Here is a 20,491-nt window from a genome sequence, read left to right on the forward strand (position 1 = left end):
TCACTGCCACTAGATGGATCGCCTTCGCGAGCAAGCCCGCTCCCACAGGGGTTTGCGGTGTGCTCAAAGGGCTACATCCATCCGCTGAATGTTGCTCATCACAGGAATAAATTTCAAAAAAGCCCGGTGGCTGACTATGGTGGTGGCTGTCTTCGGATCGCCAACAAGAGAACAAAACATGAGCCAGACACCGTCGAATATTCAGCGCGCCGCCGTCATCGGCGCGGGCACCATGGGCCGTGGCATTGTCATGTGCCTGGCCAACGCCGGAGTGGCCGTGCAGTGGGTCGACAACAATCCGCAAATGCTGGAGCAAGCGCTGGCCACCGTGGCGGACACCTATGCCCACAGTGTGCGTCAGGGCCGAATTGATCAGGGTGAAGCCGATGCCCGTGTCGCGCGCGTTACGGCGGCAGATAGTTATACGGCCATCCGCGATGTCGACCTGGTCATCGAAGCGGTGTACGAAAACCTCGAGCTCAAGCAGAAAATCTTCCGCGAGCTCGATGACCTGCTCAAACCTGAAGCCATTCTGGCCAGCAATACCTCGGCGCTGGACATCGACGCCATTGCTGCGGTCACCCGCCGTCCGCAACAAGTACTGGGCCTGCACTTCTTCAGCCCGGCGCACATCATGAAGCTGCTGGAAATCGTCCGTGGCGCGCAGACTGCACCGGCGGTGCTCGACGCGGCGCTGGCGCTCGGCCAGCGCATGGGCAAGGTCAGTGTGGTGTCGGGCAATTGCGACGGTTTCATCGGCAACCGCATGCTCAATACCTATGTGCTCGAAGCGCGAAAAATGCTGCTGGAAGGCGCTTATCCGTATCAGGTGGACGCAGCGCTGCAAGGCTTCGGATTCGCCATGGGGCCGTTCCGCATGTTCGACGTGGTGGGCGTCGATCTGCAATGGCGCTCGCGCCAGTTATCCGGTGTCGGGCAAGATGCGCCGGAAGTTCAGGTGGATAACCGTTTGTGTGAACAAGGGCGTTTCGGCCAGAAGAGTGGCAACGGTTTTTACCACTATGAGCCGGGCAGTCGTCAGGCCGAACACGATCTGCAGGTGGATGCACTGGTGCTTCAAGTCAGTGAGGAACTGGGGTTCCAGCGCCGCGAGATCGGCCCGGAGGAAATCCTTGAGCGCTGCTTGCTGGCACTGGTCAACGAAGGCGCGAAAATCCTTCAGGAAGGCATCGCCGGGTCGGCCCACGATATCGATCTGGTCTACCTCAACGGTTACGGTTTCCCGGCGGACAAGGGCGGGCCGATGGCTTGGGCGGATCAGCAAGGGCTGGCGGACATTCACCGGCGCTTGATGGACCTTGAGACGCGTCAGGGCGATCACTGGCAACCGGCGCGGGTGATTGGTGAGCTGGCGGCTGGCAAGGGGTTCGCTGACAAGTGATTGATGTGGCGCCTGTGAGGGCGCCTTCGCGAGCAAGCCCGCTCCCACATTGGATATCGGTCGTACACAAAATCTGTGTTCACCGAAGATCAATTGTGGGAGCGGGCTTGCTCGCGAAGAACGATAACGCGGTTTTCGCCTTAGACTTGGCGAACCAACTCCAGGAATCAACGCCAATGCCCCAACGCACCGACTATCCGCACTTCCAGCCCATCACCACCCGTTGGCACGACAACGACGCCTACGGTCACGTCAACAACGTGACCTACTACAGCTTCTTCGATACGGCGGTGAACACTTACCTGATCGAAATCGGCGGCCTGGATATCCATGACGGTGAGGTGGTGGGGTTCGTGGTGAGTTCCTCCTGTGATTACTTTGCTTCCATTGCCTTCCCGGACCGCATCGAGATCGGTCTGCGGGTGGGCAAGTTGGGCAACAGTTCGGTGCAATACGAACTGGCCGTGTTCAAGCAAGGAGAAGACGAGGCCTGCGCGGCGGGGCGCTTCGTGCATGTGTTTGTCGATCGTGGGTCAAATCAGCCCGTGGCGATTCCTGCCGGGTTGCGCGGGGCGCTGGAGCGTCTGGTGGTTCAGTAAGGCAAAAAAAATCGCAGCCCTTGGGCTGCGATTTTTGTTGTACTCACCAACGAGGCGCTCGAGGCCTTAATCGCGGTAGTACTTGTGGTGCTTGCGATGACCATAGGCATGGCCACGGCCCGGATGGCCGTCACGGTAGTAACGACGATCACCATGGCGGCGATATGAACGACGATCGTCGTCGTCATCATCATTGTCGTACTCTTTGCCCATGTAGTTACCCAGCGCGCCACCGGCGCCGCCGCCTGCTGCGGCGCCGATCAGGCTGCCGGTGGTGCCGCCCACGCTGCGGCCGACCACGTTACCGCCCGCGGCACCCAACGCACCGCCAAGGGCTGCTTCGCCACGGCTGTGTTTGTTTGCGCCGACGGCGCTACCACCCGCGCCACCCAGGGCCGCGCCGATGGTGGAACCTGTATTGCCGCCTAACGACTGGCCGACGACCGAGCCTAAAACCCCGCCCAATGCGCCGCCTACACCGGCTTCGGTGGTGCCGCCAGCAGACGCGATACCGCTGACCAGGCCAAGGGACAACAAGAGAATCGAGGAGAACTTCATGGAGGAACCTCAAGGGGATGACGGCGCGATCCTGAGGCTCTGGAATGGGCGTGACAATCGAAATCCGACGAATAACACGACTTGTATACAATATTGCAAGTTACTGTTTTTTGGGCGGAACTTAACGTTTTTTTGTCGGTCTTTTACTACTTCGCAAAGGCCGTTTTCGTGAGGGAACGGCCTTTTTTGTGGGCGAAAGAAATGTGCTGGATCCGGAAGGCTCGTTGAGTGATCTGGCCTCATCGCGAGCAAGCTCGCTCCCACAGGGATTTCAGTCGAACGCAGATTATGTGAACAACAGAAAAAACCTGTGGGAGCGAGCTTGCTCGCGATGGGGCCAGTTCAGACTACGTGTTACGCCGACCTGGCCATGATCAGCCCAGTCTCACTCGCCGCTTCCAACCGGATCGCCACAAACTTCGATGTCGGCGTATGGCTGCCATCGCCGGTGCTTTCCAGGGGCACCAGCGGGTTCACTTCCGGATAGTAGGCCGCCGCTTGCCCGGCCGGGATATCAAACGCCAGCAGCGTGAAGCCTTTTACCCGACGTTCCACGCCATCGTCCCAGAGCGAGACGATGTCCGCCTTTTGCCCCGGCTTGAAGCCCAGGCGAATGATGTCGGCTTCGTTGACGAACAACACGTCCCGCTGACCCTTCACGCCGCGATAACGGTCGTTGAGGCCATAGATGGTGGTGTTGTACTGATCGTGGGAACGCATCGATTGCATGATCAGATCCGGCAGTACTCCGGTGGCGCGGGTGCGTTCGTGCACCAGGTCTTTGGGCAGCGCGTTCGAGCGGAAATTGGCCCGGCCCGAGGCGGTGTTCCACTTGCGTGCGCCGGCACTGTTGCCCAGGTAGAAGCCGCCCGGATTCTTGACCTTCTCGTTGAAGTCCTTGAAGCCGGGAATGGTCTCGGCGATCAGGTCGCGGATGCGGCTGTAGTCGGCCACCAGCCAGTTCCAGTCCACCGGGTGGCTGCCCAGGGTCGCGGCAGCGATGCCGGCCAGGATCGCTGGTTCCGAGCGCATCTGGTTCGACAGCGGCTGCAGCTGGCCATTGGAGGCGTGGACCATGCTGAACGAGTCTTCGACGGTAATTGCTTGCGGGCCTTCGGTCTGGATATCGATGTCGGTGCGGCCCAGGCACGGCAGGATCAGCGCGTCCTTGCCGTGGGTCAAATGGCTGCGGTTGAGCTTGGTGCTGATCTGCACGGTCAGGTCGCAGTTTCGCAGGGCCTGGAACGTGCGCGGGCTGTCCGGCGTGGCCTGGGCGAAGTTGCCGCCCAGGCCGATGAAGACTTTCGCCCGCCCTTCAGCCATCGCATGAATCGCCTCGACCACGTTGTGGCCGTTGTCGCGTGGCACCTTGAACTGGAAGCGCCGCTCCAGGACATCGAGGAACGCGACAGGAGGACGTTCGTTGATGCCCATGGTCCGGTCGCCCTGCACGTTACTGTGGCCACGCACCGGGCACAGACCTGCACCCGGCCGGCCGATGTTGCCGCGCAGTAGCATCAGGTTGGCGATTTCCTGGATGGTCGCCACCGAATGGCGGTGTTGGGTGATGCCCATGGCCCAGCACATGATGACGTTCTTGCCCTTGGCGTACATGCGCGCCGCTTGCTCGATTTCCACCAGGCTGAGGCCGGACTGCTCGACGATCTGCTCCCACGGGGTGTCGTCGATGACGGCCAGGTAATCCAACACGTTGACGCTGTGCTCGTTGAGGAAGTCGTGGTCGAACACCGCCGGGGCACCGGTTTTCTGCGCGTCGCGCTCCCACAGCAGGAGGAATTTCGCCATGCCGCGCATGATCGCCATGTCGCCACCCAGGGCCGGGCGGAAGAATGCGGTGTTGGTCGGCTTGTCGCCGTTGGTGAGCATTTCGATCGCGTGCTGCGGATGCTGGAAGCGCTCCAGGCCACGCTCTTTCAGCGGGTTGATGCACACCACTTGCGCGCCGCGCTTCACCGCTTCGCGCAGCGGCTCGAGCATCCGTGGGTGGTTGGTGCCGGGGTTCTGGCCCCAGACGAAAATCGCATCGGCGTGTTCGAAGTCGTCGAAGGTCACGGTGCCTTTGCCGACCCCGACGCTTTGCGACAACGCAACACCGCTGGCCTCGTGGCACATGTTCGAGCAGTCGGGGAAGTTGTTGGTACCGTAGGCGCGCACGAACAGCTGATAGAGATACGCCGCTTCGTTGCTGGCCCGGCCCGAGGTGTAGAACTCGGCCTGATCCGGGCTCGATAGGCCGTTCAGATGCCTGGCGATCAGGGCGAATGCATCGTCCCAACTGATCGGCTTGTAGCGATCGGTCTCGGCGTCGTAGCTCATCGGCTCGGTCAGGCGGCCCTGATATTCGAGCCAATAGTCGCTTTGTTCCAGCAGCGAAGTGACGCTGTGCTTGGCGAAGAACTTGGCATCGACACGACGTTTGGTCGCCTCCCAGTTCACTGCCTTGGCGCCGTTCTCGCAGAACATCACCATGCCCTTTTCCGGAGAATCGCCCCACGCGCAACCCGGGCAGTCGAAGCCACCGTTCTGGTTGGTCTTGAGCATGATGCGCAGGTTTTTCAGCGCGTTGTCGCTGGTCAACCAGGCCTGGGCCACGCTGATCAGTGCGCCCCAGCCACCGGCCGGGCCTTTGTAGGGCTTGTAGCGAGGGACGGGTGTCTGGTCGGCTTGACGGTGTTGACTCACGCTTGATTCTCCAACGTTGGGCTGTAGACCCGCGGCGCATTCTTCTGTGGCAGATGGATGAGATTGAGGTTGTGGCGACGGGCCCATTGCACGGCCAGGCCCGTGGGCGACGACAGGCTAACCAGGGTCTGGATGCCGGCGCGCAAGACTTTCTGGATCAATTCGAGGCTGCAGCGGCTGGTGACAATCGCCAGTCCGCCAGCGGTCGGGATCTTCTGGCGGATCAATCCACCGATCAGCTTGTCGAGTGCATTGTGCCGGCCGATGTCTTCGCGGCCGAGCAACAACTCACCTTTGTCGTTCATGAACACCGCCGCATGCACCGCACCGCAATGTTGGCCCAAGGGCTGGAAGGCGCCGATGCGCTCGCGCAGGCCATCAAGCCATTCGACCGGCGGCAACGGGGCGCCGGGCAATACCTGAAGGTCCGGCAACGCCTGCTCGAGCGCTTCCACGCCGCACAACCCGCAACCGCTGGTGCCGGACAGCTGCCGACGCTGCTGCTTGAGGTTCCAGAACGCGCGGTTGGCGATGGTCACTTGCGCGTATTGCGCCGAACCCGAGCCGCTGAGTTGCAGGTCGTAGATGTCCGTGGCGTCCTGGATGATGCCGCTGCCCAGGCTGAAGCCGACGATGAAATCTTCCAGGTCTGTGGGCGTCACCAGCATGACCGCCTGGCTGATGCCGTTATAGGCAATCGCCAACGCGACTTCCTCGGCTAGCGCGGTGCTGGCCGATTCGGCGCTATCCGTTTCGGTACGGCGCAGATTGCAGTAGCTGTAAGTCTGGCTGGCGGCGGGTGCGGGCGTTTCGAGGGCAGGCGCCGCGCAGGCTGGGCGCTTGGTGTTCATGGCATCACCGACGGATTGATCAGCTTTAAGACTAGGCGTGACAACTTGTCGCGTCTAATCGCTAATACTGATCTGCCGATAGATGTCGTCGATCAAGCACCGATCAGCGATTGCTGATAGAGGGCAAAGCAGGCTTCTGCCAGCGCCGAGCGCGGTGCGCTGCGACGCATGATCAGCCCCAGGCGGCCAAGGGTCTGGGCGTTTTCAATCGGCTGCAGGCGCAAGTGTTCGGTCAGGCCTTCGAGGCCGCCGTCCAATGGCATCACGGCGCAACACAAGCCGCCGTGCACGGCTTGTAACAGTTGATGCACGGCATCGGTCTGCAACAACGGCTGCGGGGTCAGGCCACGACTGTGGAAGTTGTGGTCGATGGACTGGCGAAAGTGCATGCCGCTGGTGAGCATGCCCAGTGGCAGCTCGATCAAGGATTCCCAGCTCAATGGTGCCTCGCCAAAGGTGAAGAAGCGTTGATCGTAGAGCAGACCCATGCGGGTTTCGCTGAAGGCCAGGGAGTCGAAATGTTCGGTGTCGAGGCGTTCCAGGTATGACACGCCGAGATCCAGGCGATTGTTCGCCAGTTGCTCGAGGATCTGCTCGGAACTGAGCGCCGAGAGTTCGAAGCGCAGGTTCGGATGCTCCCCGTGCAGGCGTTGCAGCAGTGGCAGCGGATCGAAGCTCGACAACGGCACTACGCCCAGGCGCAAGGTCCCGACCAGATTGCCGCGACAGGCGGCCGCCTCGGCGTACAAGCCGTCGTAGGCCGCCAGTACGGTGCGCGCCCAGGCCAGCACCCGCTCGCCCGGCGCGGTGAAGCCTTCGAAGCGCTGGCCGCGATTGACCAGCGGCAGCTCGAGTTCTTCTTCGAGGCTGCGCAGGCGCATGGACAGGGTCGGCTGAGTGATGTGGCAGCGTGCGGCGGCCTGGCCGAAATGGCGGGTTTCGTCGAGCGCGATGAGGAATTTCAGCTGCTTGATGTCCATCTGCGCTCCTGGGATTGGGAAGGTGCGGATTCTATCGCAAGCGGGGTCATTGGTCGGGTTGGATTCGCGGGTGACGACCGTGGTCTAGGCTTTGACGTCTGGAACCCGAAACCCAAGGAGAGTGCACCATGAGTCTTTTGAGCTTTGTGAAGGAAGCAGGCGAAAAATTGCTGGATCTGCTGACGCCAGGCAACGCCAATGCCAGTGAGCAGTTGAAGGAGCACATCAGCAAGGTCGGCCTGGGCAACCCGAATGTGCAGGCGACGGTCGATGGCGACAAGGTCACGGTGACCGGTGAAGTGGCGAGCCAGGAAGAGAAGGAAAAGATCCTGCTGGCGGTGGGCAACATCGCCGGGGTTGGCAGCGTGGATGATCAGATCACTGTGACCGGGCCTGTCGTTGCTGCCGCGGTGTTTGTCACCGTGGTGAAGGGCGACACCCTCAGCGCGATTTCCAAGCGCGTGTACGGCGATGCCAACAAGTACAACAAAATCTTCGAGGCCAACAAGCCGATGCTGTCACACCCGGACAAGATCTATCCGGGGCAGTCGTTGCGGATTCCCGAGTAACACGAGGCCCGTAGGAGCTGCCGCAGGCTGCGATCTTTTGACCTTGACGCAATTAAGATGAAAAGATCGCAGCCTGCGGCAGCTCCTACGGTCAATCAAAGCCCTGCAATCAAATCCCGATAATCCCCGACCGCCGCAAACTCCGCCGTATCCTTCGGCCCCTTGCGGCTGTCCGGCTCGCGCACGGCCAGCAGATGCGCCACGCCAAAGTCCCGTGCACTGCGCAGGATCGGCAAGGTGTCGTCGATGAACAGGCTGCGTGCAGGATCGAAATCGATATCGGCTTGCAGCGCATCCCAGAATTGCGGGTTTTCCTTGGGGAAGCCGTAGTCATGGGAACTGATCAAGCGTTCGAAGTAGGACGCCAGTTCGATTTTTTCCAGCTTCAACGACAGCGCATCCCGATGGGCATTGGTGATCAGCACCACGCGTTTGCCGGCCCGTTTGATCGCCGCCAGAAAGGTGTCGGCATCCGGGCGCAGGGCGATCAGGTGCGCGGTTTCCAGTTTCAGGTCGCGCACCGACAGTTTCAGTTCGGCGCTCCAGAAGTCCAGGCAGTACCACTGCAACTGACCGGCATTGCGCTCGAACAACGGCTGCAATTCCATCTCGGCCATGGCCCGGCTGACCCCGTGCAGTTCGGCGTAACGCTGGGGCAGGTGCTCCATCCAGAAGTGGTTGTCGAAATGCAGGTCCAGCAGCGTGCCGTCCATGTCCAGCAGAACGGTATCGATGTCGGACCAGGGTAATGAAGGCATGGCAACGTCTCGGGCAGTAGAAAGATTTCTGGCGTAAACAATCGGGAAAGCCGCGTTATAGTAGCGCGTTCACGCCAAGGAGCTTTGCATGCGCCAGAAACCCACCATACTCGCCCGCGAAATTGTCGCCACCAGTCGATTGTTCTGCGTGGAGGAGATGAAGCTGCGTTTTTCCAACGGCGTGGAGCGCACATATGAACGCCTGGTCGGCAAGGGTGCCGGGTACGGCGCGGTGATGATCGTGGCGATGCTCGATGCCGAGCATGCGGTGCTGGTCGAGGAGTATTGCGGCGGCACGGATGCATATGAAATGTCATTGCCCAAGGGCTTGATCGAGCCGGGCGAAGACGTGCTGGCGGCGGCCGAGCGCGAGCTCAAGGAAGAGGCCGGTTTTGGCGCGCGGCAACTGGAGCATCTGACCGAGTTGTCGCTGTCCCCCGGTTACATGAGCCAGAAGATTCAAGTGGTGCTGGCTACCGACCTCTACGAAGAGCGTCTGGAAGGCGACGAGCCAGAGCCGATGCGGGTGGACAAGGTCAATCTGCGTGAGCTCTCGGCGCTTGCACAAAACCCACAATTTACCGAAGGCCGTGCCTTGGCGGCGCTGTACCTGGCCCGAGACCTTTTGACTCAGCGCGGAGCGTTCCAGCCATGAATTTCCCACACCCGATGATGGCATCGGTGATTGAACTGGCCTTGCAGGCCGGTGATGCGATCCTGCCGTTCTGGCGCACAGGCACCGCCGTCACGGCAAAGGCTGATGATTCGCCGGTGACCGCTGCCGACCTGGCCGCTCACCACGTGATTCTGGCCGGGCTGACGGCGCTCGATCCGAGCATCCCGGTGCTCTCCGAGGAAGACGCCAACATTCCCCAGGACGTGCGTGCCGGATGGCAGCGCTGGTGGCTGGTCGATCCGCTGGATGGCACCAAGGAATTCATCAACGGCAGCGAAGAGTTTACCGTCAACATCGCCTTGATCGAAAACGGTCGGGTGGTGTTCGGTGTGGTGTCAATGCCGACCAACGGGCGTTTTTACGTCGGTGGTGTGGGACTCGGCGCCTGGCGTGGCGATAAAGGTGGCACGCCTATGGCGATCAAGGTGCGTGATGTGTTAGCGCCCGGCGAGTCGTTCACCGTGGTGGCCAGCCGTCGCCATTCGAGCCCGGAGCAAGAGCGATTGCTGGCCGGGTTGAGCGCCAGCCTTGGCGAACTGCAACTGGCCAATATCGGCAGTTCGCTGAAGTTTTGCCTGTTGGCCGAAGGGGCGGCGGATTGCTATCCGCGCCTGGCACCGACTTCGCAGTGGGACACGGCGGCAGCGCAAGGTGTGCTGGAAGGCGCAGGCGGTGAGGTGCTGGAGTTGAGCGGTGAGCCGTTCAGCTATCCGGCGCGGGAGTCGCTGTTGAACGCGTTCTTCCTGGCATTGCCGGCGAAGGCGGCCTGGCGGGAGAAGTTGCTGGAACTGGCGCGGGCATAAGATCGTTCTCGCGCGCTGATGCAAATCCTTGTGGGAGCGAGCTTGCTCGCGATGGCAGTGTGTCAGGCAACTCAATGTTGGCTTTGATGACCCCATCGCGAGCAAGCTCGCTCCCACAGGTTTTGCGGTGGTCCTGGTTTAGCGGTGCAACACGTACTGCCCGACAAACCTCACCGCATCCTCATCACGGCCTTCATTGACGACCCTTGTATGCAGCGTCAACCGCGCTCGGCTGTATCGCTGGAAGGTGGTCAGGAATTTCTTCCAGATTACCGGGTCCGGCGCCTGGCAAATGGCGTTGGCATCCCCCGTCACCGGCAGCGGATAGCTGATCTGCCCTTCCTGAATCACGATGTGCCCGTCGGTAATGCCTTCTTCCTTGAGGCGCAAATGCAGCCAGCCCCAACCGGCCAGGACCGCGCCGCAATACAGGCTGCCGCCGAACATGGTGCTCTTGTGGTTGACGTTGGCTTCCAGCGGCAAGTACAGGCGCAGTTGCTGGTCATGCCAGTCGAGCACTTTGAGGCCCATGTCCCGGGTGAGGGGAATGTCGTGATGAAGAACGGATTCCAGTTGTCGACTATCGCGGCTCATTCAGGGGCCTCTGGCTTGAAGTGGATGATTGGACGGTAGCTCAGTCTAGGTCGTCAGGGTGGGCCGAGGCGCCACTGTCGGCGAAACTCAGACCGTGCTTGCGCAGTTTGTCGTGCAGGGTCTTGCGCGGAATGCCGAGGGCTTCGGCGACGCTGCGCACGGAGCTGTGCGAGCGTGCCAGTTCGGCGGCGATGAGGGTTTTTTCGAAGTTCTCGACTTGTTCGCTCAAACCGCCGCTGACGACTTCGACCCTGTTGCCAGCGCCGCCATCCGGCGTGCTGTGGTCAAGTTCCAGTTCCAGCCCGAGGGCAAAACGCTCGGCGGCATTTTGCAGCTCGCGCACGTTGCCGGGCCAGGAGTGGCGCAGCAGCAAGGCACGCTGCCCCGGTTGCAGTTCATGGGGTGGCAAACCGTGGCGGGCACTGGCTTCATCGGCAAAATGCTGGAACAGCATCAGCGCATCTTCGCCCCGTTCGCGCAGCGGTGGAATCCGCAGCGGCGCGACGTTCAGGCGGTAATACAGGTCGGCGCGGAAACGCCCTTGATCCGCTGCCTGGCGCAGGTCTTCCTTGGTGGCGGCGATGATGCGGATGTCCAGCGGGATCAGTTGATTGCCGCCCAGGCGTTCGACCACCCGCTCTTGCAGCAGGCGCAGCAATTTGACCTGCACATCCAGGCTCATGCTTTCGATTTCATCGAGGAACAGCGTGCCGCCATTGGCGAATTCGAACTTGCCGATGCGACGTTTCTGCGCGCCGGTAAAGGCGCCGGGCTCGTGACCGAACAGCTCGCTTTCGACCACTGATTCGGCCAGGGCACCGGCGTTGATGGCTACGAACGGACCGTTGCGACGGCTTGATAAATCATGCAGCGCCCGGGCCACGACTTCTTTGCCAGCGCCGGTTTCGCCGAGGATCAGCACGTCGGCCCTGGTCGCCGCCAAGGCACCGATCTGCTCGCGCAGGCGCAGCATCGAAGGTGAGTGGCCAACCAGCCGCGTGCTCAGCTCGTTGCGGTCGCTCAAGGCCAGCCGCAGGCTGCGGTTGTCCAGCACCAGCCGGCGCAGGGCCAATGCGCGGCGCACGCTGTCGAGCAGGGCGTCGCTGGCGAAGGGTTTTTCCAGAAAGTCATAGGCCCCGGCGCGCATGGCCTGCACCGCCAGCGGCACATCGCCGTGGCCGGTGATCAACAGCACCGGTAGCTCAGGGTCCTGGGCGTGCAGTTCGGTCAACAGCTCCAGACCGTCCATGCCGGGCATGCGGATGTCGCTGACCACCACCCCCGGCCAATCACGTTCAAGTTGCGCGGCCAGGCCCTTGGCTTCGGCCAGCGGCAGGATTTTCAGGCCCGCCAGATCCAGTGTCTGGCTCAAGGCCTGGCGCAAGTGGGGATCGTCGTCGATCAACACGACCTGAATGCGGTTGTCGATGGTCATGCACTTCGGTCCTCGGACGGTTGCAGGCTCACGCCCGGTGCGCCTGCGCGCAGCTTCAGGGTAATCAGGGCGCCGCCCTCCTTGTGGTTGGCGAACGACAGTTCACCGCCGAAGGCGCGCATCAGGGTTTCGCAAATCGCCAGCCCCAAACCGAGACCCTGGGTGCGGGTCTTGGTGGTGTAGAACGGCTCGCTGGCGCGCCCAAGGGCTTCCATGCAAAAGCCGGGGCCATTGTCGCGAATGTACAGGTTGACGCCATCGGCCGTGGATTGGGCACTCAGCCAGAGTTTACGTGGCGGGCCTTTTTCCGTCAGGGCATCCAGGGCGTTGGCCAGCAGATTGCCGAGTACCTGGCGCAAGCGGGTTTCCCCGGCTTCGACCCACAGGGTGGCGGCGGGCAAGTCGCGGATCAGCTCGACTTCCATGCTGCGTCGGCGCTTGGCCAGCAAGGCCAGGGCATCGTCCAGCGCCGGTTGCAGGGCGACGCTTTCCGGAGCATGCCGGTCGCGTCGGGCAAAGGCGCGCAGGTGGGCGATGATCGAGGCCATGCGACCGGTCAATTCGCTGATCAGCTTGAGGTTGCCGCGGGCATCGTCAGTGCGCTGGTGATCGAGCAACACTTCGGCGTTTTCCGCGTAGCTGCGAATTGCTGCCAGCGGCTGATTGAGTTCGTGGCTGATGCTCGCCGACATGGTGCCCAGTGCCGACAGTTTGCCGGCCTGCACCAGATCATCCTGGGCGCGTACCAGCTCCTGCTGGGCCTGTTCGCGTTCCAGCACTTCCTGTTTCAGGCGCCGGTTCAGGCCTTCGAGATCGCTGGTGCGCTCGGCGACCCGGCCTTCCAGCTCGCGGCGGGCCTTGGCTTCGAAAGCGATGCGATCCAGGTAATGGCGACGGCGCTGCATCATCAGGCCGAGCAGCAGCATCAACACCAGCAACGTTGCACCACCGATGGCCACTACCGTGCGCACCGGACGGTCGATCAAGGTGCGCGGGGCGAGGATGCTGACGTCCCAGCCGGTTTCGGCAATCTGCCGGGTCTGGGTCAGCCAGGCATTGGGATTGAGTTTCAGCGGTTTTGGATCGCGGGTTGGATAGGGCTGGATCGCCGTGATGGCTTTGCTTTCGTCCTCGCTCAACGGGCGGGTCGAGCGGAATCGCCACTCTGGTCGCGAGGTGAGAATGACGACGCCGTTGTGGTCGGTCAGCAGCAGCTGTTCCGGGGTTTTGCCCCAGAGGCTTTCGGTGTGGTCGAGATCGACCTTGACCACCAGCACACCAACGATTTTTTCGCCATTGCGCACGCCGGCGGCGAAGAAGTAACCGCGCTTGGCGGAGGTCGTGCCCAGGCCGAAAAAACGCCCGAGCCGCCCGGCCATGGCTTCGCTGAAATATGGCCGGAAGGAAAAATTGCGCCCGACGAAACTGTCGTGTTTGTCCCAGTTGGAAGCGGCCAGGGTCTTGCCGGTGGCGTCCATCAGGTACATGACTTCGGCACCGGTCTGGGTGGCGATGTTTTTCAGCAGGCGGTTGGCATTGCCTTGGGTGACGCCATCGTCCGGTGCGCCGAGCACGGCACGCAAGGCCGGCAGGTCGCCGAGGATCTGTGGCAACACTTCATAGCGGTGCAGGGTACCCAGCAGGTTGGCGACGTAGAGGTCGAGGGTTTGACGATTCTGACTGGCCAGCTCGCTGCGGTAGTAACGCTCGGCGAGATGTTCCAGCGGCCACAGCAACGGCGCCAGGCACAGTGCCAGCAGGGCCAGGCTGCGCCAACGGGGTCTGGGAGGGAGAGTCGGTTTCATGAGCAGCATGCGCCTGTGGGTACAGGCGCATTATGCCTAGGCTTGCGGGCGCAGTCTGCGCACTGTGGGCCTTGTGCGTTTTTGAAGCTTGCGCCGGGTTATCAGGCGAAGACTTCGGCGTCCTTGAGGAATGCAGCGGCCTGGTCCTTTGCCGACAGCTGCGGCGTGCCTTCCAGTTGCCAATCGATAGCCAGGTCCGGGTCGTCCCAGCGAATGCTGCGCTCGGCGGACGGGGTGTAGTAATCGGTGGTTTTGTAGAGAAACTCGGCGAAATCGCTCAGCACCACGAAACCGTGGGCAAAGCCTTCCGGTATCCAGATCTGGCGATGGTTATCGGCGGACAGGAGCACCGCAACCGATTTGCCGAAATGTGGCGAACTGCGACGGATGTCCACGGCAACGTCGAGCACTTCACCGGCTGTAACACGAACCAGTTTGCCTTGTGTGTTCGTCAGTTGGTAATGCAAGCCACGCAACACGCCCTTTTGCGAGCGGGAATGGTTGTCCTGAACAAACTGAGGGTTCAGGCCGGTAGCTTCTTCGAAAGCCTTGGCGTTGAAGCTCTCATAGAAGAAACCACGTTCGTCGCCAAAGACCTTGGGTTCAAGGATCAGAACACCGGGCAGGTCGGTGGTCATTACATTCATGGTGGCTCTCCAGCAGTGTGCGTTGAATGGCCGCCATTCTTGCGCAAAGCGCCGATCGAGGCGAGTACCAGAACAAAACCTGTGGGAGCGGGCTTGCTCGCGAAGGCGGAGTGACAGGCAACCTTAATGTGACTGACACGCCCTTTTCGCGAGCAAGCCCGCTCCCACAAATGCCCTCATACCGGCTCCGGGGGGTTGCGTATCGCCCGAACCAGTGGCGATATAGGCGCCTAATAAAATTTCAGGGGTCGTTGTATGCCGCTCGCCACGTTGATTCATCGCGCCAGTTTGCCCAGCCCGCAGGTGTCTGCGGAGCAAGCGCTAGGGCTGCTGGAAGAACATTATGGGTTCAGCGGCACGTTGCAGGCCCTTGGCAGCCAGCAAGACCTGAACTACCGCGTCGACAGCGAGCGGGGACGTTTCGTCCTGAAAATCTGCCGTGGCGACTACTCGGTACTGGAACTTCAGGCGCAACACGCCGGGCTCAAGCATCTGGGCGAGCACCCCGATGTACATGTGCCGCGTGTTATCGCGGCGAAAAACGGTGCAGACCTGCTGTCGCTGGACGTGGGTGGCCAGGCGGTGCACGTTCGCCTGCTCGACTACATCGAAGGCCAGCCGCTGACGAGCCTCGGTCGTTTCAACCCGACGGTGGTGTCCGGCTTCGGTCGTCTGTGCGGTGAAATGGACCTGGCCCTGGCGGATTTCGACCATCCGGGTCTGGTGCGAACCCTGCAGTGGGACGCCCGTCATGCTCACGCCTTGATCGCGCATTTGCTGCCGGTGATCAAGGATGAAGCCCAGCGCAAACTGATCGTCGAAGCGTCCGGGCAGGCCGAGCGGCATTTGCAGCCACTGCAGGATAAACTGCCAGTGCAGGCCATTCACATGGACATCACCGACGACAACGTGGTGTGGCAGCGCGATGCGCAGCGCCATTGGCAACTGCAAGGCGTGATCGATTTCGGCGACCTGGTGCGCACTTGGCGCATTACCGATCTGTCGGTGACCTGCGCCGCGCTGCTGCATCATGGCGAGGGCGATCCGTTCTGCATTTTGCCGGCAATCCAGGCGTATCACGCGGTCAACCCGTTACAACACGAAGAACTGCTGGCGCTGTGGCCGCTGATCGTCGCCCGCGCGGCGGTGTTGGTGCTCAGCGGCGAACAGCAGGTCAGCATCGATCCGGGCAATGCCTACAGCCGCGACAACCTGGTCCATGAATGGGAAATCTTCCGTGTGGCCACGTCGGTGCCGTTGGCGTTGATGGAGCTGGCGATCCTCACCGCCGTGGGCCAAAACCTGGTCACCATCGGCAGCGAAGGCTTCGCACCGCTGTTGCCGAGCCTGGTGGGGCGTGAGTTCGCTCTGATCGACCTGGGCGTGCTCAGTCCGCATTTCGAGGCGGGGAACTGGGAGCAGGAAGGCGTCGATCAGCGCCTGCTGGATGAAGCAGCCACGGCACATGGCCTGGCGGCCAGTCGCTATGGACAATACCGACTGTCCCACACCCGCCCGGACAGCGCCGCTGAACCGGACACTTGCCCGTTGCACGTCGAGTTGCGTGTGCCTCAGGGCACGACGGTCGAAGCGCCGTTTGCCGGGGTGGTCCATCACCCATCCGCGGGCGTGCTGCAACTGGACGGCCCGCAATTGAGCGTGCGGCTTTGGGGTGTCACGCCGTCGCTGCACAGCGGCGCGGCCCTGGTCAAAGGCCAGGTACTGGGTTCGGCCAGCGGGCCATTGATCGTGCAGTTGTGCCGTGGCGCGTCGATCAATGCGCCGTTGTTCTGTACGCCTTCGCGCGCGGCGGCCTGGCAAGCTTTGTGCCCTTCGCCGGCAGCGTTGCTGGGGCTGGCCTGTGACGCCGAAGCCGAGCTCGACGGACCGACCCTGCTGGCCCGGCGCGATGCCAGCTTCGCCCGCACGCAAAAACACTATTACGTTGATCCGCCGCGCATCGAACGCGGCTGGCGCAACCATTTGATCGACATGCAGGGCCGCTCCTACCTCGACATGCTCAACAATGTGGCGGTGCTGGGCCATGGCCATCCACGCATGGCCGCCGTCGCCAGTCGCCAGTGGTCGTTGCTCAACACCAACTCGCGCTTCAACTACGCAGCCGTGGCCGAGTTCTCCGAACGTTTGCTGAAGCTGTCCCCTGACGGCATGGACCGCGTGTTCCTGGTCAACAGCGGTAGCGAAGCCAATGACCTGGCGATTCGACTGGCGTGGGCCTACAGCGGCGGCCGCGACATGCTCAGCGTGCTGGAGGCCTATCACGGCTGGACGGTGGGCGCGGATTCGGTGTCGACCTCGATCGCCGACAACCCCAGGGCCTTGAGCAGCCGCCCGGACTGGGTGCACCCGGTGACCGCGCCAAACACCTATCGCGGTGAATTCCGTGGCCCCGACAGCGCGCCGGATTATGTGCGCAGCGTCGAACACAACCTGGCGAAAATCGCCGAGCAGAATCGCCAACTGGCCGGTTTCATCTGCGAACCGGTGTACGGCAATGCCGGCGGTATCTCGCTGCCCCCAGGCTATTTGCAACAAGTCTATGCCATGGTCCGGGCCCGGGGTGGCGTGTGCATCGCCGACGAAGTGCAGGTGGGCTACGGGCGCATGGGCGATTTCTTCTGGGGCTTCGAAGAGCAGGGTGTGGTGCCGGACATCATCACCATGGCCAAGGGCATGGGCAACGGCCAGCCACTGGGCGCGGTCATCACCCGCCGGGAAATCGCCGAGGCGCTGGAGGCCGAGGGGTACTTCTTCTCGTCCGCCGGCGGCAGCCCGGTCAGTTGCCAGGTCGGCATGGCCGTGCTGGATGTGATGCAAGAGGAAAAACTCTGGGAGAACGCCCAGGTTGTTGGCGGGCACTTCAAGAAACGCCTCGAAGCGTTGATCGATTTTCATCCGTTAGTGGGCGCGGTACACGGTTCCGGTTTCTACCTTGGCGTCGAACTGATCCGCAACCGCGAAACCCTGGAACCGGCCACCGAAGAAACCAACGCACTGTGCGATCGCTTGCGTGAGCTGGGGATCTTCATGCAGCCGACCGGCGATTACCTGAACATCCTCAAGATCAAGCCGCCGATGGTCACTTCGCGCCAGAGCGTGGATTTCTTCGTGGACATGCTGTCGAAGGTGCTCGCGGAAGGGTTGTAACTACATCCCCCTGTAAATGCGGGCCAATGTGGGAGCGGGCTTGCTCGCGAAAGCGGCATTCCAGGCGCAATATTTGCGTCGGATGTACCGGCCTCTTCACGAGCAAGCCCGCTCCCACATGAATGGTGCTTTTAGTTCGATTGATATCGGCTTTTTATCGATTGTTTTTGTAATGGTGGATGCAAGGTGCTTTAAAAGCCGATATTTATCGGATATAAAGTGGCCAGTCCACGGCGTGTACCAATGCGCTTCCATTTCTGTCAGGTATCAATGTCACTCCGGAGTCCTGAGCCATGACCACGTTGAACAGCACCCCTCGCGCCGACGGCTTCTACATGCCAGCCGAATGGGCACCCCAAACCCAGGCCTGGATGATCTGGCCCGAGCGCCCGGACAACTGGCGCCTGGGTGGCAAACCGGCACAAGCTGCCCACGTGGCAGTGGCCAAGGCCATCGCCCGTTTCGAACCGGTAACCGTGGCGGTTTCCGCTGGCCAATACGAAAACGCCCGTGCCCGTCTGGACGTGCCGAATATTCGTGTGGTTGAAATGTCCAGTGACGACGCCTGGGTCCGCGACACCGGCCCGACCTTTGTTATCAATAACACTGGTGAAGTCCGTGGCGTGAACTGGGACTTCAATTCCTGGGGCGGTTTCGACGGCGGTCTGTATTCGCCGTGGAACCGTGACTCGCAGGTCGGCGGCAAGATCCTCGAGATCGAGCGCAGCCCGCGCTACCGCACCGAAGGCTTCGTGCTGGAAGGCGGTTCGATTCACGTCGACGGCGAAGGCACCCTGATCACCACCGAAGAATGCCTGCTCAACCGCAATCGCAATCCGCACATGAATCGCGCAGAAATCGAAGCGGTCCTGAGCGCGAACCTGGCTGTGGATAAAATCATCTGGCTGCCGGATGGCTTGTTCAACGACGAAACCGATGGCCATGTGGATAACTTCTGCTGCTACGTGCGCCCGGGTGAAGTGCTGCTGGCCTGGACCGATGATCCGCAGGACCCGAACTACCCGCGCTGCCAGGCGGCGATGAAAGTGCTGCAAAGCAGCATCGACGCCAAGGGCCGCCCGTTCACGGTGCACAAGATGCCGATCCCGGGTCCGCTGTTTGCGACCGAGCAAGAATGCGCCGGTGTCGATCCGGTCGATGGTACGCAGGAGCGTAATCCTACTGTTCGTCTGGCCGGTTCGTACGTGAACTTCCTGATCGTCAACGGCGGCATCATCGCGCCGAGCTTTGACGACCCGCAGGATGGCCCGGCGAAAGAGATCTTGCAGAACCTGTTCCCACAGCATGAAGTGGTGATGGTGCCTGGTCGCGAACTGTTACTGGGGGGCGGCAATATTCACTGCCTTACCCAGCAACAACCCGCGCCGCACAAGGAGTGAGTGAAGCCGTAACAGCTTGAGTTGATTGCAAAATCCCTCAGGCTGTCGATCAGCCACCATTGTTGTACGGAGCCCGCGGTCCTACAGGCCTGCGGGCTTTTTTGTATCTGCAAAGACACACTTTAGAAACCTTGGCACAGCTCTTGTATCTCTGCTGTTGTAACTCGGGGGAGGGAGGACTTCTATGTTCTGTCATAAACCTTGGATAAGTTAGCCGCTCACAAACCGGGAGAGAGCGCTGAAATGAACGCCGAAGTGAATGTTGTGGGCGAAAAGGCGTTGCATCCCCTGGCAGTAAACAGCGAATCGCTCCAGATCCTGGCGCACTGGTTCAAGTCCAATGGAATGCGTCAGATCAGCGAAACTGATCCGCGCCGGACGATGATCGAGCGTTACCCTGCTGGTTTATTCAGCGATGCGGAACTGGATGCGTTGTGGGATGTGATGGAAGGATAAGAAGAACACCAACGGATTGAACAAAAAAAGCGCTGCCGGGATGGCAGCGCTTTTTTTTTGCGTGCAGATTCATGCAATCACCGCGATCCCCTGTGGGAGCGAGCTTGCTCGCGATGGCGCCCGACCAGTCAGCATTTACATCGACTGACCCACCGCTATCGCGAGCAGGCTGACTCCCACAGGGTTTAGTAGCGCAACCATTCGACCGATTCAAGCAACAGACTGAAAGCCAATCCGGCGTTTTTCCGGGGCCGCTGCGGCACTAACCTGCCGACATCGAATTTTCCTGAATTTCTGTCGGAGCTTTCCCTTGATCCTGCATTACATCTACGACCCCTTGTGCGGTTGGTGCTACGGGGCCAAACCGTTGGTGCAAGCCGCCCAGGCTGTGCTGCCCGTGATTGCCCACGGCGGCGGCATGATGACGGGGGCCAATCGGCAAAAGGTTTCGCCACAACTGCGCAATTACGTCATGCCCCACGACCGGCGCATCGCCGAATACAGCGGGCAGCCGTTCGGTGAAGCCTATTTCGAAGGTTTGCTGCGTGATCACACCGCCGTGTTCGACTCCACGCCACCGATCACTGCGGTGCTGGCTGCCGAGCAAATGGCCGGTCGCGGGCTGGAGTTGCTGGGGCACTTGCAAAGTGCTCACTACGTGGAGGGGCGCCGCATCGCCGACGAATCGGTACTGTTTGAACTTGTCCACAGCATGGGGCTGGACCGCGAAGCCTTCGAAAGAGCCTTCAGGGCGGCCGACACCGAAGGCCATATCAGGAACAGCCGGGCTCTTTTGGCCAAGGTGGGCGGACAGGGTTTTCCGACCCTGGCACTTGAGCACAATGACCAATTCACCCTGATCGATATCGGACCATGGCTGGGCAAACCCCAGGCATTTGCGCAGTGGCTGGGTCAGTCGCTCCCCGATCAGGACGCAAATATTTCCGTAGCAGCCTGTGGCCTCGATGGCTGCGTTGATTGAATATTCCTGCCGCGTAAAGCAATTTCTTAGACGGTTTTCGCCTGTTTTTAGACGATTCATGAAATTGACACATCGTTGAGGGCGCGGCTACGATTCGGTCACAAC

At 61.2% G+C, this 20,491-nt stretch carries 18 protein-coding genes; 9 read left to right on the forward strand and 9 right to left on the reverse strand.

From position 1 onward, the window contains the following. The first annotated feature begins 178 nt into the window (after nt 1-178). Nucleotides 179-1,402 (forward strand): 3-hydroxyacyl-CoA dehydrogenase, encoded by a 1,224-nt coding sequence (locus AC3IP0_RS01165; RefSeq protein ID WP_489326479.1) that lies wholly within the window; start codon nt 179-181, stop codon nt 1,400-1,402. Nucleotides 1,403-1,578: 176 nt separating this feature from the next. After that, nucleotides 1,579-2,001, forward strand: coding sequence for an acyl-CoA thioesterase (locus tag AC3IP0_RS01170; RefSeq protein WP_489317932.1), 423 nt, complete (start codon nt 1,579-1,581; stop codon nt 1,999-2,001). Between the two features lie 66 nt (nt 2,002-2,067). Here AC3IP0_RS01170 and AC3IP0_RS01175 read toward each other — a convergent pair whose 3' ends face one another. From AC3IP0_RS01175 to AC3IP0_RS01190, 4 genes are all read right to left on the reverse strand, one after another. Next, a complete protein-coding gene (locus tag AC3IP0_RS01175) occupies nt 2,068-2,559 on the reverse strand; it encodes a glycine zipper domain-containing protein (protein WP_489317933.1) in 492 nt (163 codons plus the stop codon). Between the two features lie 354 nt (nt 2,560-2,913). Beyond that, the gene (locus AC3IP0_RS01180; RefSeq protein WP_489317934.1) at nt 2,914-5,262 is read right to left on the reverse strand and encodes an FdhF/YdeP family oxidoreductase; all 2,349 of its coding nucleotides are present in this window, start codon (nt 5,260-5,262) and stop codon (nt 2,914-2,916) included. Next, entirely contained in the window at nt 5,259-6,113 is an 855-nt protein-coding gene (fdhD, locus tag AC3IP0_RS01185) for a formate dehydrogenase accessory sulfurtransferase FdhD (RefSeq protein WP_489317935.1), read from the reverse strand. Before fdhD ends, AC3IP0_RS01180 begins: the two co-directional genes overlap by 4 nt. 92 nt (nt 6,114-6,205) lie before the next feature. Next, nucleotides 6,206-7,093 (reverse strand): LysR family transcriptional regulator, encoded by an 888-nt coding sequence (locus tag AC3IP0_RS01190; RefSeq protein ID WP_489317936.1) that lies wholly within the window; start codon nt 7,091-7,093, stop codon nt 6,206-6,208. Between the two features lie 128 nt (nt 7,094-7,221). Between AC3IP0_RS01190 and lysM the strand changes: the two genes are divergently transcribed. Beyond that, nucleotides 7,222-7,662, forward strand: coding sequence for a peptidoglycan-binding protein LysM (lysM, locus tag AC3IP0_RS01195; RefSeq protein ID WP_046040810.1), 441 nt, complete (start codon nt 7,222-7,224; stop codon nt 7,660-7,662). Between the two features lie 95 nt (nt 7,663-7,757). Here the strand turns inward: lysM and yrfG are convergent, their stop codons facing one another. After that, nucleotides 7,758-8,420, reverse strand: coding sequence for a GMP/IMP nucleotidase (gene yrfG / locus AC3IP0_RS01200; protein ID WP_489317937.1), 663 nt, complete (start codon nt 8,418-8,420; stop codon nt 7,758-7,760). Nucleotides 8,421-8,508: 88 nt separating this feature from the next. On the opposite strand from yrfG, the gene nudE reads away from it, so the two are divergent. Continuing rightward, nucleotides 8,509-9,075, forward strand: a complete 567-nt coding sequence (gene nudE, locus AC3IP0_RS01205) for an ADP compounds hydrolase NudE (protein WP_056726899.1) — start codon at nt 8,509-8,511, stop codon at nt 9,073-9,075. Then, a complete protein-coding gene (gene cysQ, locus AC3IP0_RS01210; protein WP_489317938.1) occupies nt 9,072-9,899 on the forward strand; it encodes a 3'(2'),5'-bisphosphate nucleotidase CysQ in 828 nt (275 codons plus the stop codon). The genes nudE and cysQ overlap by 4 nt, the downstream gene beginning before the upstream one ends. Before the next feature lie 138 nt (nt 9,900-10,037). Here cysQ and AC3IP0_RS01215 read toward each other — a convergent pair whose 3' ends face one another. The 4 genes from AC3IP0_RS01215 to rfbC all read right to left on the reverse strand — a co-directional run bounded on the left by AC3IP0_RS01215 (nt 10,038) and on the right by rfbC (nt 14,380). After that, nucleotides 10,038-10,493 carry a YiiD C-terminal domain-containing protein gene (locus AC3IP0_RS01215; RefSeq protein WP_008046584.1) on the reverse strand — a complete coding sequence of 152 codons (456 nt, stop codon included), beginning with the start codon at nt 10,491-10,493 and terminating at the stop codon, nt 10,038-10,040. Nucleotides 10,494-10,533: 40 nt separating this feature from the next. Further along, nucleotides 10,534-11,928: a sigma-54-dependent transcriptional regulator gene (locus AC3IP0_RS01220; protein ID WP_489317939.1), complete on the reverse strand. Its 1,395-nt coding sequence runs from the start codon at nt 11,926-11,928 to the stop codon at nt 10,534-10,536. Next, complete coding sequence (locus AC3IP0_RS01225) at nt 11,925-13,733, reverse strand: sensor histidine kinase (protein ID WP_489326480.1); 1,809 nt, start codon at nt 13,731-13,733, stop codon at nt 11,925-11,927. The genes AC3IP0_RS01220 and AC3IP0_RS01225 overlap by 4 nt, the downstream gene beginning before the upstream one ends. 101 nt (nt 13,734-13,834) lie before the next feature. Next, entirely contained in the window at nt 13,835-14,380 is a 546-nt protein-coding gene (gene rfbC / locus AC3IP0_RS01230) for a dTDP-4-dehydrorhamnose 3,5-epimerase (RefSeq protein WP_489326481.1), read from the reverse strand. 255 nt (nt 14,381-14,635) lie between these two features. On the opposite strand from rfbC, the gene AC3IP0_RS01235 reads away from it, so the two are divergent. The 4 genes from AC3IP0_RS01235 (at nt 14,636) to AC3IP0_RS01250 (ending at nt 20,386) form a co-directional block, all read left to right on the forward strand. Then, nucleotides 14,636-17,548 carry an aminotransferase gene (locus AC3IP0_RS01235; RefSeq protein WP_489326482.1) on the forward strand — a complete coding sequence of 971 codons (2,913 nt, stop codon included), beginning with the start codon at nt 14,636-14,638 and terminating at the stop codon, nt 17,546-17,548. 293 nt (nt 17,549-17,841) lie between these two features. After that, nucleotides 17,842-18,948: an agmatine deiminase gene (gene aguA / locus AC3IP0_RS01240; RefSeq protein WP_489326483.1), complete on the forward strand. Its 1,107-nt coding sequence runs from the start codon at nt 17,842-17,844 to the stop codon at nt 18,946-18,948. 243 nt (nt 18,949-19,191) lie between these two features. Beyond that, entirely contained in the window at nt 19,192-19,404 is a 213-nt protein-coding gene (locus AC3IP0_RS01245; protein ID WP_489317944.1) for a hypothetical protein, read from the forward strand. Between the two features lie 310 nt (nt 19,405-19,714). Further along, nucleotides 19,715-20,386, forward strand: a complete 672-nt coding sequence (locus AC3IP0_RS01250; protein ID WP_489317945.1) for a DsbA family protein — start codon at nt 19,715-19,717, stop codon at nt 20,384-20,386. The last annotated feature ends 105 nt before the right edge of the window (nt 20,387-20,491 follow it).

The organism is Pseudomonas sp. GL_103 (genome assembly GCF_057835175.1).

What these genes read in the sequence shown, in the direction of transcription:
- AC3IP0_RS01165 (WP_489326479.1), top strand. Translation starts at nt 179, where the DNA reads ATGAGCCAGACACCGTCGAATATTCAGCGCGCCGCCGTCATCGGCGCG.
- AC3IP0_RS01170 (WP_489317932.1), top strand. Translation starts at nt 1,579, where the DNA reads ATGCCCCAACGCACCGACTATCCGCACTTCCAGCCCATCACCACCCGT.
- AC3IP0_RS01175 (WP_489317933.1), bottom strand. Translation starts at nt 2,559, where the DNA reads ATGAAGTTCTCCTCGATTCTCTTGTTGTCCCTTGGCCTGGTCAGCGGT.
- fdhD (WP_489317935.1), bottom strand. Translation starts at nt 6,113, where the DNA reads ATGAACACCAAGCGCCCAGCCTGCGCGGCGCCTGCCCTCGAAACGCCC.
- AC3IP0_RS01190 (WP_489317936.1), bottom strand. Translation starts at nt 7,093, where the DNA reads ATGGACATCAAGCAGCTGAAATTCCTCATCGCGCTCGACGAAACCCGC.
- lysM (WP_046040810.1), top strand. Translation starts at nt 7,222, where the DNA reads ATGAGTCTTTTGAGCTTTGTGAAGGAAGCAGGCGAAAAATTGCTGGAT.
- yrfG (WP_489317937.1), bottom strand. Translation starts at nt 8,420, where the DNA reads ATGCCTTCATTACCCTGGTCCGACATCGATACCGTTCTGCTGGACATG.
- nudE (WP_056726899.1), top strand. Translation starts at nt 8,509, where the DNA reads ATGCGCCAGAAACCCACCATACTCGCCCGCGAAATTGTCGCCACCAGT.
- cysQ (WP_489317938.1), top strand. Translation starts at nt 9,072, where the DNA reads ATGAATTTCCCACACCCGATGATGGCATCGGTGATTGAACTGGCCTTG.
- AC3IP0_RS01215 (WP_008046584.1), bottom strand. Translation starts at nt 10,493, where the DNA reads ATGAGCCGCGATAGTCGACAACTGGAATCCGTTCTTCATCACGACATT.
- AC3IP0_RS01220 (WP_489317939.1), bottom strand. Translation starts at nt 11,928, where the DNA reads ATGACCATCGACAACCGCATTCAGGTCGTGTTGATCGACGACGATCCC.
- AC3IP0_RS01225 (WP_489326480.1), bottom strand. Translation starts at nt 13,733, where the DNA reads ATGAAACCGACTCTCCCTCCCAGACCCCGTTGGCGCAGCCTGGCCCTG.
- rfbC (WP_489326481.1), bottom strand. Translation starts at nt 14,380, where the DNA reads ATGAATGTAATGACCACCGACCTGCCCGGTGTTCTGATCCTTGAACCC.
- AC3IP0_RS01235 (WP_489326482.1), top strand. Translation starts at nt 14,636, where the DNA reads ATGCCGCTCGCCACGTTGATTCATCGCGCCAGTTTGCCCAGCCCGCAG.
- aguA (WP_489326483.1), top strand. Translation starts at nt 17,842, where the DNA reads ATGACCACGTTGAACAGCACCCCTCGCGCCGACGGCTTCTACATGCCA.
- AC3IP0_RS01245 (WP_489317944.1), top strand. Translation starts at nt 19,192, where the DNA reads ATGAACGCCGAAGTGAATGTTGTGGGCGAAAAGGCGTTGCATCCCCTG.